The 15,514-nt window shown below is 44.9% G+C and carries 15 protein-coding genes and 3 tRNA genes; 9 read left to right on the plus strand and 9 right to left on the minus strand.

What is annotated here, in order from left to right; all coding sequences use genetic code 11:
• The first annotated feature begins 40 nt into the window (after window positions 1-40).
• From guaA to ACVBDU_RS08540, 6 genes are all read left to right on the plus strand, one after another.
• Window positions 41-1,570 (plus strand): glutamine-hydrolyzing GMP synthase, encoded by a 1,530-nt coding sequence (gene guaA / locus ACVBDU_RS08515; RefSeq protein ID WP_447179326.1) that lies wholly within the window; start codon window positions 41-43, stop codon window positions 1,568-1,570.
• 54 nt (window positions 1,571-1,624) lie between these two features.
• On the plus strand, window positions 1,625-3,517 hold the full coding sequence (locus ACVBDU_RS08520) for an amino acid ABC transporter substrate-binding protein (protein ID WP_447179327.1): 1,893 nt from the start codon (window positions 1,625-1,627) through the stop codon (window positions 3,515-3,517).
• Window positions 3,514-3,915 (plus strand): OsmC family protein, encoded by a 402-nt coding sequence (locus tag ACVBDU_RS08525; RefSeq protein ID WP_447179328.1) that lies wholly within the window; start codon window positions 3,514-3,516, stop codon window positions 3,913-3,915. The genes ACVBDU_RS08520 and ACVBDU_RS08525 overlap by 4 nt, the downstream gene beginning before the upstream one ends.
• Window positions 3,916-4,307: 392 nt before the next feature.
• Window positions 4,308-6,572 carry an aconitate hydratase gene (locus ACVBDU_RS08530; protein WP_447179329.1) on the plus strand — a complete coding sequence of 755 codons (2,265 nt, stop codon included), beginning with the start codon at window positions 4,308-4,310 and terminating at the stop codon, window positions 6,570-6,572.
• 123 nt (window positions 6,573-6,695) lie between these two features.
• Window positions 6,696-7,247 (plus strand): TlpA family protein disulfide reductase, encoded by a 552-nt coding sequence (locus ACVBDU_RS08535; RefSeq protein ID WP_447179330.1) that lies wholly within the window; start codon window positions 6,696-6,698, stop codon window positions 7,245-7,247.
• 38 nt (window positions 7,248-7,285) lie between these two features.
• Window positions 7,286-7,849 carry a TlpA family protein disulfide reductase gene (locus ACVBDU_RS08540; RefSeq protein WP_447179331.1) on the plus strand — a complete coding sequence of 188 codons (564 nt, stop codon included), beginning with the start codon at window positions 7,286-7,288 and terminating at the stop codon, window positions 7,847-7,849.
• Window positions 7,850-8,006: 157 nt separating this feature from the next.
• Here ACVBDU_RS08540 and ACVBDU_RS08545 read toward each other — a convergent pair.
• The 3 genes from ACVBDU_RS08545 to ACVBDU_RS08555 all read right to left on the minus strand — a co-directional run bounded on the left by ACVBDU_RS08545 (window position 8,007) and on the right by ACVBDU_RS08555 (window position 8,337).
• Window positions 8,007-8,090: transfer RNA gene (locus ACVBDU_RS08545), tRNA-Leu, on the minus strand.
• 10 nt (window positions 8,091-8,100) lie between these two features.
• Window positions 8,101-8,173, minus strand: a tRNA-Lys gene (locus ACVBDU_RS08550).
• Window positions 8,174-8,264: 91 nt separating this feature from the next.
• Window positions 8,265-8,337, minus strand: a tRNA-Lys gene (locus ACVBDU_RS08555).
• A 178-nt stretch (window positions 8,338-8,515) separates the two neighbouring features.
• On the opposite strand from ACVBDU_RS08555, the gene ACVBDU_RS08560 reads away from it, so the two are divergent.
• Window positions 8,516-9,031 carry a shikimate kinase gene (locus ACVBDU_RS08560; protein ID WP_447179332.1) on the plus strand — a complete coding sequence of 172 codons (516 nt, stop codon included), beginning with the start codon at window positions 8,516-8,518 and terminating at the stop codon, window positions 9,029-9,031.
• A gap of 4 nt (window positions 9,032-9,035) precedes the next feature.
• Here ACVBDU_RS08560 and ACVBDU_RS08565 read toward each other — a convergent pair whose 3' ends face one another.
• The 3 genes from ACVBDU_RS08565 to hslR form a co-directional block, all read right to left on the minus strand.
• A complete protein-coding gene (locus ACVBDU_RS08565; RefSeq protein ID WP_447179360.1) occupies window positions 9,036-9,533 on the minus strand; it encodes a phosphoribosyltransferase family protein in 498 nt (165 codons plus the stop codon).
• Window positions 9,534-9,612: 79 nt separating this feature from the next.
• Window positions 9,613-10,221, minus strand: coding sequence for a methyltransferase domain-containing protein (locus ACVBDU_RS08570; protein ID WP_447179333.1), 609 nt, complete (start codon window positions 10,219-10,221; stop codon window positions 9,613-9,615).
• 19 nt (window positions 10,222-10,240) lie between these two features.
• The gene (hslR, locus tag ACVBDU_RS08575; protein ID WP_447179334.1) at window positions 10,241-10,630 is read right to left on the minus strand and encodes an Hsp15 family ribosome-associated heat shock protein; all 390 of its coding nucleotides are present in this window, start codon (window positions 10,628-10,630) and stop codon (window positions 10,241-10,243) included.
• A 79-nt stretch (window positions 10,631-10,709) separates the two neighbouring features.
• Between hslR and ACVBDU_RS08580 the strand changes: the two genes are divergently transcribed.
• Window positions 10,710-11,441 carry an FKBP-type peptidyl-prolyl cis-trans isomerase gene (locus ACVBDU_RS08580; protein ID WP_447179335.1) on the plus strand — a complete coding sequence of 244 codons (732 nt, stop codon included), beginning with the start codon at window positions 10,710-10,712 and terminating at the stop codon, window positions 11,439-11,441.
• Between the two features lie 87 nt (window positions 11,442-11,528).
• On the opposite strand, the gene ACVBDU_RS08585 is transcribed toward ACVBDU_RS08580, so the two are convergent.
• The 3 genes from ACVBDU_RS08585 to ACVBDU_RS08595 form a co-directional block, all read right to left on the minus strand.
• Window positions 11,529-12,128 carry an outer membrane beta-barrel protein gene (locus ACVBDU_RS08585; protein ID WP_447179336.1) on the minus strand — a complete coding sequence of 200 codons (600 nt, stop codon included), beginning with the start codon at window positions 12,126-12,128 and terminating at the stop codon, window positions 11,529-11,531.
• 92 nt (window positions 12,129-12,220) lie between these two features.
• Window positions 12,221-13,174: a transketolase family protein gene (locus tag ACVBDU_RS08590; protein WP_447179337.1), complete on the minus strand. Its 954-nt coding sequence runs from the start codon at window positions 13,172-13,174 to the stop codon at window positions 12,221-12,223.
• Between the two features lie 102 nt (window positions 13,175-13,276).
• Entirely contained in the window at window positions 13,277-14,122 is an 846-nt protein-coding gene (locus tag ACVBDU_RS08595) for a transketolase (protein ID WP_447179338.1), read from the minus strand.
• 241 nt (window positions 14,123-14,363) lie between these two features.
• Between ACVBDU_RS08595 and tgt the strand changes: the two genes are divergently transcribed.
• Entirely contained in the window at window positions 14,364-15,494 is a 1,131-nt protein-coding gene (gene tgt, locus ACVBDU_RS08600) for a tRNA guanosine(34) transglycosylase Tgt (protein ID WP_447179339.1), read from the plus strand.
• The last annotated feature ends 20 nt before the right edge of the window (window positions 15,495-15,514 follow it).

The following is a 15,514-nucleotide window of genomic DNA, read 5'->3' on the forward strand; positions in this document are numbered from 1 at the left end:
TTTGAGATTTGATTTTTGATATTTAGTAGTATTTTTGCGCATGCAACACGACGTACTTATTTTAGATTTCGGTTCGCAGTATACACAACTCATCGCTCGAAGGGTTCGCGAGCTCAATATTTACTGCGAAATTCATCCATTCAATAATTTACCCGACGATATTTCACGCTACAAAGCGGTGATCCTTTCCGGAAGCCCGTTCTCGGTTCGGGCAGAAGATGCTCCGCATCCGGATTTGTCTGCCATACGCGGAAAAATACCGCTGTTGGGGGTGTGTTACGGCGCGCAATATCTTGCTCATTTTGGCGGGGGCAGCGTAGAGCCTTCCAATACCCGCGAATACGGCCGGGCAAACCTGTCCCATATCGTAGAAGGAGAACTTTTCTTCGAAGGAGTTGTTCCGGGAACACAGGTGTGGATGAGCCATAGCGATACTATTAAGGCCTTACCCGATAATGCCAGAAAACTGGCAAGTACTGCCGACGTGGAAAATGCGGCATATAAAATAGAAGGAGAAACCACCTATGCCATACAATTCCACCCGGAAGTATACCACTCTACCGACGGGAAAAAAATACTGGAAAATTTCCTCGTGAAAATTGCCGGGGTAGCGCAGACCTGGACACCGGATAATTTTGTGGATATGACGGTAAATGCGTTGAAAGAACAACTCGGCAATGACAAAGTGGTGCTCGCGTTGTCCGGAGGTGTGGATTCTTCCGTGGCAGCCGTATTGCTGCACAGAGCCATAGGGGAAAACCTGCACTGTATCTTTGTAAATAACGGACTGCTACGCAAAAACGAATTTGAAAAAGTGCTGGAGCGTTACGAAGGTATGGATTTAAATGTGACCGGCGTGGATGCTTCGGAACGCTTTTTGAGTGCTCTTGCAGGGGTAGAAGACCCGGAGTTAAAACGAAAGGCCATAGGACGTACGTTTATTGAGGTTTTTGACGATGAAGCGCATAAAATAAAAAATGTAAAATGGCTCGGGCAGGGAACTATTTACCCGGACGTGATCGAATCTATTTCGGTAAACGGTCCGTCCGCAACCATAAAAAGTCACCACAACGTAGGTGGATTGCCGGATTTTATGAAATTGAAAGTGGTGGAGCCCCTTCGTATGTTGTTTAAAGATGAAGTGAGAAGAGTAGGGGCGTCTATGGATATGGATGCCGGTTTGCTGGGAAGACATCCTTTTCCCGGTCCCGGACTGGCTATACGTATTCTGGGAGACATTACCCCGGAAAAAGTTCGTATTTTACAGGAAGTGGATGAAATTTTCATCAACGGTTTAAAGAACTGGGGACTCTATGATAAGGTATGGCAGGCAGGTGCTATCCTGCTCCCGGTGAATTCCGTAGGAGTTATGGGAGACGAACGTACTTATGAAAAATGCGTTGCCCTGAGGGCTGTGGAGAGCACGGACGGTATGACTGCCGATTGGGTAAATCTGCCTTACGATTTTCTGCAAAAGACCTCTAATGATATAATAAATAGGGTAAAAGGCGTTAATAGAGTAGTGTATGACATAAGCTCCAAACCTCCGGCCACCATAGAATGGGAGTAATGTAAGTCTGCTAACCCGGTCCGGTTCGAATGATTTAAAAAAAATAGAAGATAGATGAACAAATTTGTTGTTTTCTTACTGCTGGTATTTTTTGGTTCTTTTGTGCATGCGCAGGACTTTGATACGCATGCGGTAAAAAAAGGAGAGACAGTAGAAAGTATTGCCAGGAAATACCAGGTGAGCTCTTCGGATATCATCCGGTTGAACCCGGAGGTAAAGAACGGTCTCGCGGTAAACACCATTTTAATAATTCCCGTTTCCGACAAGGCAAAGGCGGACGGAGAATCCATGACTCAGGAGGTGGTGTCCTTCATTACGCACAAAGTAAGGCGCAAAGAAACACTTTACAGCATAGCGCAATTGTATAATGTTGGTGTAGACGATATTAAAAAATACAACAAAGAACTATACGGCAGGCAACTCAAAAAGAGAGAAAAGATCCGGATACCAAGGTTTGAATACCAGGCGGTAGAGGTGTTTAAAGATCCGGAACCGGACAATACCAAAACCTACGTGGTGGAGGCTAAGGAAGGTAAATGGCGGGTAGCTTATAAGCACGGTATCACCATTGAGGAACTGGAAGACCTGAACCCGGGTATGGGGGATGTATTGCGGGAAGGGCAGGAAGTCATGGTGCCCGACCATCCGGATAATGAAGAAAAACCCATAGACGATTCGCATAATTATTATGTAGTGCTGCCTAAAGAGGGGTTTTACAGGCTTAAAGTGAAACTGGGCGTAACCCGTGAAGAACTGGAAGGGTTGAATCCCGAATTAAAGGAAGGGGGGCTTAAAGAAGGAATGGTGCTCAAACTACCAAAATCCATTTCTGCCGACCTGGAAGTGGAAGACGGAGTGGTTACGGAGAAATTCCACCTGGTGGATAGCATTGATCGCAGGGCCAAAACCAACGTAGCACTGGTGCTTCCTTTTAAACTGAACGAAATAGCAGAAGGAGATGATCTCAGGCAAAAGGTAAAGAGCAGTAAACTGTTAAGTCGTTCTCTGGATTTTTATACCGGGGCGCTTGCCGCACTGGATTCTGCAAAACAACTTGGTATATCTGTCGATGTAAAGGTGCTGGATAGCAGGGCGAGTATCACGGGTACGGGCAGGTTGCTGACAGCAAACGATTTTAAAGATGTAGATGCTGTTATAGGGCCGTTTCTTACCACACCTTTTAACGAAGTGGCTGCAGGCGTAAGGGGTGTTCCCGTATTTCTGCCGTTCTCCGGAAATGTAAAACCTCTGAATAATATATTTCAGACGGTTCCGGACGATCATGTGCTGCGGGATAAGATGATAGGGTATATCAAATCGCGCGTAGGGGACAGGCAGGTAATTGTCATTGCCGATTCCGGGAATGCGGGTGTGCGCGAAAAACTGCAACAGGAATTACCGGGGGTAAAAGTGCTCAGTCCTACCGAAGACAAATTTATAAGGCTCGATGATCTGCAGAAAATACTCAGTGAAACAAAAGAGAACTGGGTGATAGTAGAGACCGGAGATATTGTGATGTTGACAAATGTCACCGGAGTGTTGAACTCTGCGAGGTCGGACAAACGCAAAATAACCATGTTTACCACAAAAAAAGGAAATGCCTATGATTCCGAAAGTGTTTCCAATTTTCACCTGGCAAATCTGAATTTTCACTATCCCACTGTGGATAAGGCTTCTTCCGGAGAAGGGGCTTTTGTAAAGGCGTATGCCGAAAGGTTCGGTATTTCTCCGAACCGTTATGCTGCAAGGGGGTATGATCTTACCCTGGACGTTATCCTGAGACTCGCGTATAATAAGGATCTGTATAGTACTACTTCGGCTATAGGAGAGACCGAATATGTGGAGAACAAATTCAAGTATCATAAAAAATCCCTGGGAGGATATTACAACAACGGGGCGTACATAGTCCGATATACGGATAAACTCGAAATAGAAGAGGTAAAATGACTTCAAAAGTAACTTATAAAGGAGATCTGAGGACCGAATGCGAGCATTTGCAGTCGGGAAACATATTTATTACCGATGCCCCGACCGATAATAACGGTAAAGGAGAAGCGTTTTCCCCTACCGATACGGTAGCTACGGCGCTGGCCGGTTGTATGCTTACGGTAATGGGAATTAAGGCTCGTGAACTGGGAGTGGATCTCGCCGGGACCACGGCGGAGGTTACCAAGACCATGGCTGCTGCGCCAAGGCGGATTTCGGAGATAAAAGTGGTTTTTCGCTTTGCGGTGAACCCCGACGACAAGACAAAGAAAATTCTCGAAAATACAGCAAATACCTGTCCCGTACACTACAGCCTTCACCCGGATATAAAAAAAGAGATTGCGTTTAACTGGGGGTAGGCTTCGTGGTGAAAATCATTAAACCCAGGGCCGGGTTTTCAGATCGTTTACCTTTCGGATATTATTGCCGGAAAACCCCTTTTCGGTGGGAAGGAAAAGTAAGTGCTTTTATCAAAGATGTAATTCTCCCGGGCTTAACAATCTCTTAAAATTTCGTTTGATTATTCCCTTATAAATAAAATCAATAGCCGGATTTTGCGGTATGCTATATCCGTATATTAACAAATTTGTATTTTGCATATGTTCAAAATATCAAATGCGTAAAATTGTAAGTTTTTCGGGAGGTTTTATTGCGAATTGCGAGGCAAAGAAAAGGAGATATTAAAAACTTTAAAAAGTGTTGGCGATTTCGTATTTTTGCTGGACTTTCAAAATAAAAAACTTTATAGACAATGGCTTTTGATATTGATATGATTCAAAAGGTCTACGCTGGAATCGCCGAGCGGGTGGACAAAGCTCGTGAAGTGGTAGGTAAGCCGCTGACCTTATCCGAAAAGATTTTGTATGCCCACCTTTGGGATGGTAATCCCACTAAGGCATTTGAGAGAGGTACGGATTATGTGGATTTTGCCCCGGACCGGATAGCCTGCCAGGACGCTACTGCACAAATGGCGTTGTTGCAGTTTATGCGAGCTGGAAAACCCCAGGCGGCCGTTCCCACCACTGTGCATTGTGACCACCTTATCCAGGCCAAAGTAGGTGCGGACAAGGATCTTAAAAGAGCCAACGAAACCAGTAATGAGGTATTTGACTTTCTCGGGTCGGTATCCAATAAGTATGGCATCGGCTTCTGGAAGCCGGGTGCCGGTATTATTCACCAGGTTGTACTGGAAAACTACGCTTTCCCCGGAGGTATGATGATCGGTACCGATTCGCATACGGTAAATGCCGGAGGACTGGGTATGATCGCCATTGGTGTTGGTGGTGCCGACGCGGTGGATGTAATGGCCGGAATGGCATGGGAATTGAAATTTCCTAAACTGATAGGAGTAAAGTTAACCGGTAAACTTTCCGGGTGGACTGCTCCCAAAGACGTTATCCTTAAAGTTGCCGGGATCCTTACTGTAAAAGGAGGGACTGGCGCTATCGTAGAATATTTCGGAGAAGGAGCCAAGGCGATGTCCTGTACCGGTAAAGGAACCATTTGTAACATGGGTGCGGAAGTGGGTGCAACTACTTCGACCTTCGGTTATGATGAGTCGATGGACAGGTATCTGCGTTCAACAGGACGTGAAGATGTAGCCGATGCGGCCAATAAAGTAAAAGATTATCTTACTGCCGATCCGGAAGTGTATGCAAATCCGGAGCAGTATTTCGACCAGGTTATAGAGATCAACCTTTCCGAGCTCGAACCTCACCTGAACGGTCCTTTTACTCCGGACCTGGCTACACCGATATCCAAAATGAAAGAAGCGGCAAAAGAAAATGACTGGCCGCTGAAAGTCGAGTACGGACTTATAGGATCCTGTACCAACTCTTCTTACGAAGATATTTCAAGGGCAGCATCACTTGCCCAACAGGTATCGGATAAAAAATTAAAAACAAAATCAAACTTCACTATAACTCCCGGATCGGAGCAGGTGCGTTACACTATCGAAAGGGACGGATTTATCGATACGTTCAATAAAATCGGTGCTACGGTATTTGCCAATGCATGCGGACCGTGTATCGGTATGTGGGACCGTGCAGGAGCTGAAAAAGAAGAGCGTAATACGATTGTACATTCCTTTAACAGGAACTTTGCAAAGCGTGCGGATGGTAACCCTAACACCCTGGCTTTCGTAGGTTCTCCCGAGCTGGTAACCGCAATTGCTATCTCCGGAAGGCTCGATTTCAATCCGTTGAAAGACAAGCTTATTAACGAAGAGGGAGAAGAAGTGATGCTGGACGAACCAAGAGGGTATGAACTTCCTCCGGAAGGTTTTGCTGTTGAAGATGCAGGGTACCAGGCTCCGGCAGAAGACGGAAGCAGTGTTGAGGTTGTAGTGTCTCCTGTTTCCGAACGTCTGCAACTGTTAACGCCTTTTGAGCCCTGGGACGGGAAAAATATTACCGGAGCCAGATTGCTTATCAAAGCTTACGGTAAATGTACTACGGACCATATTTCCATGGCAGGACCCTGGTTGCGTTATCGTGGTCACCTGGATAATATTTCCAATAACTGTCTTATCGGCGCTGTGAACGCATACAATATGAAGACAAACTTTGTGAAAAACCAGCTCACAGGAGAATACGGTGGTGTGCCGGATACACAAAGAGAATACAAAGCTGCGGGAATTCCTACCGTAGTAGTTGGAGACCATAACTATGGAGAAGGTTCTTCCCGTGAGCACGCTGCGATGGAGCCACGTCACCTCGGTGTAAAAGTGGTACTTGTAAAATCGTTTGCACGTATTCACGAAACTAACCTCAAGAAGCAGGGTATGCTTGGTCTTACATTTGCTAATGAAGCAGATTACGACCTGATACAGGAAGACGACACGTTCAACTTTGTGGATCTCGAAGGATTTGCACCTGGCAAGCCTGTGACCATAGAAGTGGTTCACGGTGACGGGAGCAAAGATGTGATTGTGACAAACCATAGCTATAACGAAGGCCAGATAGCCTGGTTCAGGGCAGGTTCGGCATTGAACCTTATCGCGGCCGGAAAGGCTTAATGGATAAAATAACTGAAATATAATTTTGTAAAAAACTCCCGGTTTCGGGAGTTTTTTATTTTTGTAGCGGGAGTTTTCCGAAAGGCAGGACGCCAGTGTAATAATTCAAATAAAAGTTCAACCATGAAAAAAAGAACGGTTAAGAATATCCTGCTTATATTATTTGTGCTGTCTTTCTTTGTTACTCCTTTAGGGTTTGAGAGTAAAATTCTGCTCAGCAGATTATTTTCACCGAAACCCGAAATTATAGAACCTCGGGATCGTGAAAAGATTTCCGGCTATGACTGGAAATTAAAGGATGAGAATTGGAAGGTATTTAACTTTAATGAGTCCGATGGACGTGTTGTTTTTGTGAATTTCTGGGCTTCCTGGCGTGTCCCGTCGATCGCGGAAAGAAAAAGTATTCAGAAGCTCTATGATGCTTATAAGGATAAGGTGGATTTTTATGTAATTACAAATGAGGAAAAAGAGCCTGTTATGGAACTTATGGAGAAGAGAGGATATTCGTTTCCGGTCACATATCTTATAATAGGCGAAAAAATGCCTCTGGATGCCAAAAAGGTGCCTTCCGGGTATATTATAGATAAAAACGGATATATAGCAGCAGAGAGCGATGGAATAGCGGATTGGGATAATGCCGGAATAAGGCAGTTGCTCGATACCTTGCTGCAATAATGGAGAGTATGATAGTGGTCTGTATGTAAAGCGTGTGCATGATGAAAATGTCAAAAAACCAGGTATCTAATCTTTTCCTGCTGGTGTTTGCGGTGCTTGTCCTGTTTACCCCCGTTGGTACGGCTGTGAAAATATGGGTGAACAGGCTGGTGGCTTTCAGTCCTTCGCAGACCCCGGAAGAGAACAGGAAAAATATTGGCAGCTATCGCTGGGATTTGCGGACATTAGATGGAGGAATGTATGATTTTAACGATGCGCGGGGCAAGGTGGTATTGGTAAACTTCTGGGCTACCTGGTGCCCTCCCTGTATTGCTGAAATGCCCGCTTTGCACCGGTTGTACAGAGATTACGAAGATAAGGTGGTCTTTCTTTTTGTAACCGGGGAAGAACCGGAAGTAGTAGAGGAGTTTCTCATGCGGAAAGGATGGGATGTCCCGGCTTATTTCCCGGTGACCAGTGTGCCGGAAAAAATGTATTCTTCGAGTATTCCGGTTACCTGGGTATTGGATAAAAACGGGGATATTGTAGTCGGTAAGAAAGGAGTTGCTGCATGGGACAGTGATAAAGTCAGGGATATGTTAGACAGGTTAATTGTGGAGTAAGTGGGTGTAATCTGTTTTTTTTCGATCCCTTTTTTATCAAACAGGAGAATTTTGGAAATACATATACTTGAAAACTATTTATTTGATGTGCAAAGGAGGGCGGAAATGTCTTAAAAAAGAAACCCCGGTTGCGAACAGGGGTTTTGAAGTATTTGTGTGCTCACGACTGGATTCGAACCAGCACGTCCTTGCGAACACCACCCCCTCAAGATGGCGTGTCTACCAATTTCACCACGTGAGCTAAAAAAAAGTGACCTGGCTGGGGCTCGAACCCAGGACCCTCTCCTTAAAAGGGAGATGCTCTACCAGCTGAGCTACCAGGTCAATTAAGATTAAATCATTATTTCAGAATAATGCAAAGAACACTTATTGTTTTTCCGGTTGCTTACGGAGAACCGGGATATAAATTTTACAGTGACCTGGCTGGGGCTCGAACCCAGGACCCTCTCCTTAAAAGGGAGATGCTCTACCAACTGAGCTACCAGGTCATTCAAAGAACTGCCTTTTCAGGCAGATTGCCCGCCGTTGCTGGCGGTAAGCCTCCTTCTCGGTAGGCGGGTGCAAATATAACATCAATAATTTATTTTTCAAGGTGATTTTGATATAAATTTGTGTTTTTTTTAGATGAGAAATATAACATATTGTTTTTAAATAGATTAAAGTTTTATGGTAATTGTATTGATTGGATATATGGGAAGCGGTAAAAGTGCCGTTGGAAGTAAACTAGCCGAAAAATTATCCCTGAAATTTGTGGATATGGACGATTATATAGAAGAAAAGGAGCAGAAAAGCATCCCGGAGATTTTTCGTGAGAAAGGAGAAATATATTTTCGCAAAGTGGAAAACCGTCACCTGGAAGAGCTTTTTGCCAATGGAGGAGACATGGTTGTTGCCCTTGGGGGCGGTACTCCCTGTTACGGTAGTAATATGGAATATATACAGGAAGCTACGGATAAGATTGTCTATCTGAGGGCATCCATTGACGAACTCACTGCTCGTCTTTCAAAGGAAAAAGAACACAGGCCTTTAATAAAGCATCTTTCCGGCAATGAACTGGAGGAGTTCATACGGAAACATCTCTTTGAAAGAAACTTTTTCTACATGAAGGCAAATTACAGCGTACAGGTAGATGGCCGTCCCGTGGAGACAATAGCAGATGAGATAGTATCCAGGATCGTATAGGTGATTATTGTAAATATGCGAAGTTTTCCTCTTCACCGAATTCCACGCTTACATGTTCCTGGAGGGAAGTGGAGAGGGAAATGCCTTTAAAATCCGCTTTAATGGGGTAACGCTTGTGGTTCCTGTCTATGAGTACCGCGGTTTTTAATTTTTTAAGAGGTACGTTTAAAAAGTGTTTTACCCCGTATATCAATGTGGCCCCGGAATTGAGAACGTCGTCAATCAGTACCACGGCCTTGTCCTGGTAAGCGCTTTCCGGAAGCGAGGTCTTAACCGGGTTTGTCGGGTTTACCTTATCTACCGTAACCTCGCATAGGGTTACTTTTATATCGGAAATATTGCTTAAAGTAGCCGCGATTTTTTCAGCGAAAGTCAGGCCGGCAGAAACAATGCCCGCAACAATGATCTCTTCTTCATCTACAAAGGTTTCGTATATCTGGTAAGCGATCCTCCGTATTTTGTGTTCTATCTCTTCGTGGTTGAGTATCTTGTTTTCCGTAATGGTCATAACTTTTCTGTTTGATAAGAATAACAAATTTACCGATTAAAATGACATGTGCATATACCGGGTGAAAACTCTTTTAGTATCCCGATACTGTTTCGGGTTCTTTTGAGTCGCATATAAAGAAGAGTTCCCTGCCTTCTCTTGGTTTTATGGAATTATAGCAGCGTTCCATAGTGATAACGTCAAAATAAGGAGAGAAATAATTCTGATACTCCTGTTTATCGCCGCCAAAAGGCGGGCCTTCTTCAGTTAGCGGGAAATCAAATAACAATCCTGCCAGTTTTCCTCCGGGATGTAGTAATTGATGCATTTTGCGGGCATATTCCGGTCTGGCCCCGGGTGGAATCGCGCAGAAAAAGGTCTGTTCCAGGATAAGGTCAAAAGACATTTCAAGAGTGAAGAAATCCCGGTGGATGAGCCTGGTTTCCGGAAAGTCTGGTACCCGTTCCTTAAATCGCAATAATGGCGGTAAAGCAAAATCCAGGATGTATACATTTTTAAAACCGCTCCGGAACAGGTATTCCGCTTCATAGCCATTTCCCGCACCGGGAATGAGTATTTTCAGGTTTTTGTTCTCCAGTTGGTCTGTATAGGCTTTTATAGGGGTGGATATATTGCCTATATCCCATCTGTCGGTACCGGAATTGTACCGGTCCGCCCAATATTTTTCGGTGGTAATATCCATGGTATAGTATCGATATTAGTTACTCCGGGGCAGAATCTTCCGGATCGTTCTCTACATAGTCGTCGATATCCCTCCGGTCTTTTTTGGTAGGCCTTCCCGTTCCTTTTTTGCGATAATGTTCCTTTGCATATTTCAGGAGTTCCGCGTTTTCAAAAGCTTCGGCCGGCGTGGTATCTCTCCGGTATATATCCGTCAGTTTTGCCCCGACCCGGCTTGGAGGGATATCCAGAACGGTAAGTTCGTAGTGGATCTGGTTCTTCCGGAGTTTTATCTTGTCGGCCGGAAAGACCTCCCTGGAAGGTTTTACGGTCTGGCCGTTGACTTCTATATGTCCTTTTTTACAGGCTTCGGTGGCAATATTTCTCGTCTTGTAATAGCGGACACACCACAAATACTTATCAATACGCATACGCTAACGGAAAATCTACGTTAATTAATAAAAACAAATTTACAGAAAATTGTATCTTGCGCATTCAATTTTTTTAACAATGATGAAGATAAACAGACTTGGTTTGGTTGCAATAGGGGCATTGATCCTGCTGGGATCGTGCAGAAAGGATGATAACGGAGGTGGTGTCGAGGTTCGGGACCCTGCCGAGGTGGCAGCGGAAAACGATGCGGATATCCGGGAATACCTGAGCACCCACTTTTATAATTACGAAGAGTTCCAGGCAGCTGCTGAAGACTCTACCTATGCCGAGAGTACAGGTTTTGACTTCAAGATAGTCATCGATACCATTGCCGGAGAGAATAGTAATAAGGAATCTCTGATGGACCGGATAGAGGAAAAGACCATAGCAGTGGAGATCTCGGCAGACGAGACCCTCGACCATACGTTGTATTACCTTGTGGCAAGACAGGGGGACAATGATAGTATTCCCGCTACCAAGACTACGGATTCTACCTTGGTAAGGTACAAAGGTTTTTTACTGAACGATTTTATCTTTGATAACAGCAATACACCGGTATGGTTTAACCTGTCCAATAATATCCGCGGTTTCCGGGAATTTATGCCTGCATTGAAGTCGGGTGGAAAGATAGAAATCAATGAAGAGGACGGTACTTATGTTATTAGCGGGAATTATGGTATAGGAATGGTGTTTATGCCTGCCGGATTAGGATATTATTCCGGTTCTGGTAGTATTCCGGCCTATACGCCCATAGCTTTTACCGTTGATCTTTTGAGAGTGCGGGAAATAAAGGAGGAAGAAGAGGATTGATGAGGTTTGGAAAAAGGAAAATAAAAAACGGTCTGAAAAATCCAATTCAGACCGTTTTTTTTTTACTGTTAGTGAGTTGCGATTTCACTAAAACTTATAAGACAAACCAAAAATAACCTGGTTAGGTCTGCTGTCTATCGTTAAGTTGTCACTGTTGTTGCCCACGATTTTAGCTTCGGAGTCAGAGAGTCCTCTTTCCCATCGGACATCAAGACCGAGACTGCCGAATTCTACGCCTAGTCCCATTTGCATGCCCAGGGTAAAGCTGTCTGTGTCAATATCCTGAATATCCTCCGCATCAAAGTCGGAATCTACCACGAATTGAAAAGAGGGCCCGATAAAGGCATGTGCAAAACCGAGGAATTTTTTACCGATAAGAATCGGCACATCGAGTTTTTGCAGGTCAAAATTCCCTTTGTCACCCTGATATTCGTATTCGCTGCTGATCTGGGTATACATAAATTCCGGGCGCAGGTACAGACCTATAATAGGTACATTTCCGCGGAGCCATACTCCGGCGTGAAATCCGGCTTTTCCGCTTCCGCCGTCCAGGATGGCATTTTCTGCCTGGTCTTTGAGGTCTCCTGTTTTGTTGTAGTTAAAACCGGCCTTTACACCAAAGTCGATTTGGGAAAACCCGGCAGCGCTGACAAAAAGCATAGCAATAATTAAAAGCGATCTTTTCATAGGAACGGTTTAATTCCCGGAGTATTTTTCGTCCGGGACGGTTAAAAAATAATTACTTTTTTAGCAGGTGTATTCCCTTAATAAGGAAAAGTCTACTTTCTCTTCAGTACCTTTTCAACGGCTTTTTCTATGGCTTTATTGTTCAGGCCGTATTTTTCCATGAGCTGGGCGGGAGTTCCGCTTTCTCCGAAAGTGTCGTTTGTAGCTATGAATTCCTGGGGGGCGGGCTGGTTTTTTACCAGTACTCTTGCTACGCTTTCGCCCAGTCCGCCGTAGTAGTTATGTTCTTCCGCAGTAACCACACAACCGGTTTTTGCAACAGAAGCCAGTATGGCCTCTTCATCCAGCGGTTTTATAGTGTGTATGTTGATCACTTCGGCAGAAATACCTTTGGCTTCCAGGGCTTCGGCGGCCAGGAGAGATTCCCATACCAGGTGGCCGGTAGCAATAATGGTAACGTCTGTCCCTTCGTTGAGAAGAATGGCCTTACCTATTTCAAATTTTTGATCTTCCGGAGTAAAGTTGGCTACACTTGGCCTTCCGAAACGGAGGTAAACCGGTCCTTCATGTTCGGCTATGGCTATGGTCGCAGCCTTGGTCTGGTTGTAGTCGCAAGGGTTTATCACGGTCATGCCCGGAAGCATTTTCATGAGTCCTATATCTTCCAGTATCTGGTGTGTAGCACCATCCTCTCCCAGGGTAAGCCCGGCGTGGGAAGCGCATATTTTTACATTTTTGTCCGAATAGGCAATGGACTGACGAATCTGGTCGTAAACCCTTCCGGTAGAAAAGTTGGCAAAAGTACCGGTAAACGGTATTTTACCACCTATGGTAAGCCCGGCGGCAATCCCCATCATATTTGCTTCGGCAATACCAACCTGGAAAAAGCGTTCCGGGTTTTCATCGATAAACTCCTGTATCTTCAAAGATCCTATAAGGTCGGCGCAAAGAGCCACCACATTGGGGTTAGTACGGCCCAGGACAGTCATCCCGGCTCCGAATCCGCTTCTGGTGTCTTTTTTTCCTGTATCTGTATATTTTTTCATCTTGGTTTTTCTGTTAAATGGATTTTTCAGGGAACGGTTAGAGACCTACGGCCTTCTCTGGATTGAGACGCATGGCCGTGCATCTGTACACGAATCTACGGATTAATAATCCCCTAAGGTTTCCGGGTTTTGGGCCAGGGCTTTTTCCAGTTGTTCGTCGTTAGGCGCTTTCCCGTGCCATGCATGGGTGTACATCATAAAGTCCACACCGTTACCCATTACCGTATGAAGAAGTACGCATACCGGTTTTCCTTTTCCGGTCCTGGTTTTGGCCTCTTTCATGCCTTTTATTACGGCTTCTGTATTGTTACCTTCTTTAATTTCCATAACATCCCATCCGAAGGCTTCGAATTTGGCTTTGAGGTCACCCATGGGGAGAACATCATTTGTTGCCCCGTCTATCTGCTGGCCGTTGTAATCTACGGTTGCGATATAGTTGTCCACCTTATATGCCGAAGCATACATAATGGCTTCCCAGTTTTGTCCTTCCTGTAATTCGCCATCACCGTGCAGACTGTATACCAGGTGGTTGTCTTTGTTCAGTTTTTTTGCGAGTGCAGCCCCGATGGCTACGGACATTCCTTGTCCGAGAGAACCTGAAGCTACGCGTATTCCGGGGAGACCTTCGTGAGTGGTAGGATGCCCCTGGAGACGGGAATCTATCATCCGGAAAGTGCTGAGTTCTTCCACCGGAAAATATCCCTTTCGTGCCAGTACGCTGTAGAATACCGGAGAAATATGCCCGTTGGAAAGGAAGAAAAGGTCTTCTCCTTTACCATCCATATCGAATTCATCTTTCAGTTCCATGATCTCGTTGTACAGGGTTACGAAAAACTCTGTACATCCCAGAGATCCTCCCGGATGGCCGGAATTAACCTTGTGAACCATCCGCAAAATATCCCTGCGAACCTGTGTTGCTAAGTCGTTTAGTTGTTGAATATTAGACATTTTTAATAGTTGAAATTATTCCCTGGCAAAAATAAACTTAAAATAAGCTTCCCCCAAAGGATTTTCGTGTTAGTTTTCAGGGTTTCACAAATAATTTGTTGGATTTGGGTGGAAGTGCGAAGCCTGAAGCACGAAGCTCGAAGCATGAAGTCAGGAGTTTGTATGCCAAGACTTCGAGCTTCGAGCTTCGTGCTTCCAACTTTAAAATATTCCTATCTTTGCCGACTGATTGATATTTTTTATGAAGTTCGAGTTACAAGCAAACGACCCTGCAAGTAAGGCCAGGGCAGGGAAGATACATGCGGGGCATGGGGTTATCGAAACTCCTATTTTTATGCCCGTGGGTACTGTGGCGTCGGTAAAAGGTGTACACCAAAGAGAGTTGCGGGAAGATATTAACCCGGATATTATCCTGGGTAATACTTATCATCTTTACCTCCGGCCACAGATAGAAATCCTGGAAAAGGCCGGTGGGCTGCACAAATTTATGGGATGGGAAAGAAATATACTTACGGATAGTGGCGGCTATCAGGTATATTCCCTGTCTGCCAACCGGAAAATAAAAGAAGAAGGTGTTAAATTCAAGTCTCATATAGACGGCTCGTATCACTTTTTCTCCCCGGAAAGAGTAATGGAAATTCAGCGGAGTATCGGGGCCGATATTATTATGGCTTTTGACGAATGCACTCCGTATCCGTGCGACTACCGTTACGCACAGCGTTCCATGCATATGACACACCGTTGGCTCGATCGCTGTGTGGAACACCTGGAGAAAGTACCCGAAAAATACGGTTTCAGTCAGTCATTATTCCCGATTGTTCAGGGATCGGTATACAAAGACCTCCGGGAGCAATCCGCAGAATACATTGCCGGGGTCGGTGCAGAAGGGAATGCTATTGGAGGGTTGTCCGTAGGAGAGCCGGCAGAAGAAATGTACGCCATGACTGAAGTGGTTTGCAACATACTGCCCGAAGATAAACCCCGGTATCTGATGGGAGTAGGAACACCGGTAAATATACTGGAAAATATTGCATTGGGCGTGGATATGTTCGACTGTGTAATGCCTACCAGGAATGCGCGTAACGGAATGCTGTTTACGGCAAATGGCATCATCAATATAAAGAACAAAAAGTGGGAAGACGATTTTTCCCCGGTAGACGAAATGGGGATCACTTTTGTGGATACCGAATATTCCAAAGCGTATTTGAGGCATCTTTTTGCGGCAAATGAGTATCTTGGCAAACAAATTGCAACAATACATAACCTCGGATTTTATCTCTGGTTGGTTCGCGAAGCACGGAAGCATATTATCGCAGGAGATTTTTATGCCTGGAAAAATGCCATGGTGCCAAAGTTGGGACACAGGCTTTAGTGTAATGGGAAAATAATATA

The organism is Sinomicrobium endophyticum (assembly GCF_052983315.1).

Bases quoted from the DNA above. Each gene is read 5' to 3' on its own strand.
- guaA (WP_447179326.1), top strand. From the start codon at position 41: ATGCAACACGACGTACTTATTTTAGATTTCGGTTCGCAGTATACACAA.
- ACVBDU_RS08520 (WP_447179327.1), top strand. From the start codon at position 1,625: ATGAACAAATTTGTTGTTTTCTTACTGCTGGTATTTTTTGGTTCTTTT.
- ACVBDU_RS08525 (WP_447179328.1), top strand. From the start codon at position 3,514: ATGACTTCAAAAGTAACTTATAAAGGAGATCTGAGGACCGAATGCGAG.
- ACVBDU_RS08530 (WP_447179329.1), top strand. From the start codon at position 4,308: ATGGCTTTTGATATTGATATGATTCAAAAGGTCTACGCTGGAATCGCC.
- ACVBDU_RS08535 (WP_447179330.1), top strand. From the start codon at position 6,696: ATGAAAAAAAGAACGGTTAAGAATATCCTGCTTATATTATTTGTGCTG.
- ACVBDU_RS08540 (WP_447179331.1), top strand. From the start codon at position 7,286: ATGATGAAAATGTCAAAAAACCAGGTATCTAATCTTTTCCTGCTGGTG.
- ACVBDU_RS08560 (WP_447179332.1), top strand. From the start codon at position 8,516: ATGGTAATTGTATTGATTGGATATATGGGAAGCGGTAAAAGTGCCGTT.
- ACVBDU_RS08570 (WP_447179333.1), bottom strand. From the start codon at position 10,221: ATGGATATTACCACCGAAAAATATTGGGCGGACCGGTACAATTCCGGT.
- hslR (WP_447179334.1), bottom strand. From the start codon at position 10,630: ATGCGTATTGATAAGTATTTGTGGTGTGTCCGCTATTACAAGACGAGA.
- ACVBDU_RS08580 (WP_447179335.1), top strand. From the start codon at position 10,710: ATGATGAAGATAAACAGACTTGGTTTGGTTGCAATAGGGGCATTGATC.
- ACVBDU_RS08585 (WP_447179336.1), bottom strand. From the start codon at position 12,128: ATGAAAAGATCGCTTTTAATTATTGCTATGCTTTTTGTCAGCGCTGCC.
- ACVBDU_RS08590 (WP_447179337.1), bottom strand. From the start codon at position 13,174: ATGAAAAAATATACAGATACAGGAAAAAAAGACACCAGAAGCGGATTC.
- ACVBDU_RS08595 (WP_447179338.1), bottom strand. From the start codon at position 14,122: ATGTCTAATATTCAACAACTAAACGACTTAGCAACACAGGTTCGCAGG.
- tgt (WP_447179339.1), top strand. From the start codon at position 14,364: ATGAAGTTCGAGTTACAAGCAAACGACCCTGCAAGTAAGGCCAGGGCA.